The sequence below is a fragment of the Streptomyces sp. CO7 genome, assembly GCF_053474865.1.
This window is the reverse complement of sequence record NZ_JBRIOU010000004.1, coordinates 104,882-106,874: the sequence shown is the minus strand read 5'-3', so window position 1 is coordinate 106,874 and position 1,993 is coordinate 104,882. Positions and strand designations below refer to the sequence as shown.

General features: G+C 76.7%; 2 protein-coding genes. Both read left to right on the top strand.

What is annotated here, in order from left to right; translation table 11 throughout:
• Positions 1 to 335, top strand: a 335-nt coding sequence (locus ACOV8S_RS13160) for a YraN family protein (RefSeq protein ID WP_448318011.1), incomplete at its 5' end; no start/stop codon positions are given.
• Between the two features lies 1 nt (position 336).
• Positions 337 to 1,956, top strand: a complete 1,620-nt coding sequence (locus ACOV8S_RS13155) for a YifB family Mg chelatase-like AAA ATPase (protein WP_448318010.1) — start codon at positions 337 to 339, stop codon at positions 1,954 to 1,956.
• Positions 1,957 to 1,993 lie beyond the last annotated feature (37 nt).

The following is a 1,993-nucleotide window of genomic DNA, read 5'->3' as shown; positions in this document are numbered from 1 at the left end:
CCGCACGACGGCTGACCCAGGCCGGCATGACGGTGCTGGACCGCAACTGGCGGGGCGGCCGGACCGGAGAGATCGACATCGTCGCGCGGGACGGTGACGCGGTGGTGGTCTGCGAGGTGAAGACCCGCCGCGCACCGGCGGAGGGGCGGGCGGCCTTCGAGCACCCGATGGCCGCCGTGACGCCCGCCAAGGCCGCCCGGCTGCGCGGCCTCGCCGAGCGGTGGATGCAGGAGCACGGCGGGGCTCCGCCGGGCGGGGTGCGCATCGACGTGGTCGGCGTGCTGCTGCCCCGGCGCGGAGCGCCCCAGGTCGAGCACGTGCGGGGGGTGGCCTGAGATGGGCTTCGCGCGTACCTGCTCGGTGGCGCTGGTCGGCGCCGAGGGCGTGGTGGTCGAGGTGCAGGCCGACCTGGAACCGGGGGTGGCCGCCTTCACGCTGGTGGGCCTGCCCGACAAGAGCCTCAGCAAGAGCCGTGACCGGGTGCGGGCCGCGGTGGTCAACTCGGGCGCCGCGTGGCCGCAGAAGAAGCTCACCGTCGGTCTCAGCCCGGCCTCGGTGCCCAAGGGCGGAAGCGGGTTCGACCTGGCCGTCGCCTGCGCCGTGCTGGGCGCGGCGGAGCTGATCGACCCGAAGGCGCTGGCCGAGCTGGTGATGATCGGTGAGCTGGGGCTGGACGGCCGGGTGCGGCCGGTGCGCGGCGTCCTGCCGGTGGTGCTGGCGGCCGCGGAGGCCGGCTATCAACAGGTGGTGGTGCCCGAGTGCGCGGCGGCGGAGGCGTCCCTGGTGCCCGGGGTGTCGGTGCTGGGGGTCCGCAGCCTGCGACAGCTGATCGCCGTCCTGACGGACGCGCCGGTGCCCGAGGAGGAGCCGGTGGCGCAGGGCCGTCCCGACGCGATGCTGGCCGGTCTGCGGCTGCCGGGAGCCGCCGCGGCCGTCGGAGTGCCCGGCGGCGCCTTCTCCGAGCAGGGGCACGACCTCGCGGACGTCGCGGGAGGTCTGCGGGCGCGGGCCGCCCTGGAGGTCGCCGCGGCGGGCGGCCACCACCTGTTCCTGTCCGGGCCGCCGGGGACCGGCAAGACCATGCTGGCCGAACGTCTGCCGACGCTCCTGCCGCCGCTGGGGCGGCAGGAGTCCCTGGAGGTCACCGCCGTCCACTCGGTGGCCGGGCTGCTGCCGCCGGGCCGCCCGCTGATCGACCAGCCGCCCTACTGCGCCCCTCACCACTCGGCCACCATGCAGGCGCTGGTGGGCGGCGGGAAGGGCACGGCCAGACCCGGCGCGGTCTCGCTGGCGCACCAGGGCGTGCTCTTCCTCGACGAGACGCCGGAATTCAGCCGGGCGGCCCTGGACGCGCTGCGTCAGCCGCTGGAGTCGGGCCATGTGGTGATCGCCCGGAGCGAGGGTGTGGTGCGGTTTCCGGCCAAATGCCTGATGGTGCTGGCGGCCAATCCGTGCCCGTGCGGGCGGTTCTCCCGGACCGACGACAGCTGCGAGTGCTCCCCGCACGCGGTGCGGCGCTACCAGGCGCGGATCTCCGGGCCCCTGCTGGACCGGGTCGACCTGAGGGTGCAGGTGGGGCCGGTGACACGGGCGGAGCTGGCCGGGCGAGGGCGCAGCGGGGAGTCCTCGGCGACCGTCGCGGCCCGGGTGCTGGCCGCCCGGGAGCGCACGGCGGCGCGGCTCGACGGCACGCCGTGGCGCACCAACGGCGAGGTGCCAGGCCGGGAGCTGCGCGGCCGGTGGAGAGCGGCCCCCGGCGCCATGGAGCGCGCGGAGCGTCTCCTGGAGCGCGGCACGCTCACCGCGCGGGGCCTGGACCGGGTGCTCCGGGTGGCCTGGACGGTGGCCGACCTGGTGGGTCACGACCGCCCGGACGCCCACGACGTCGCCTTCGCCCTGGAGTTGCGCACCGGTTGCCCGCTGGGCGCCGCGACCACGATCGGGGAGCTGGTGTGAACGGGGAGGCGGGGCGCGCACCGGACGACGGCGGGGC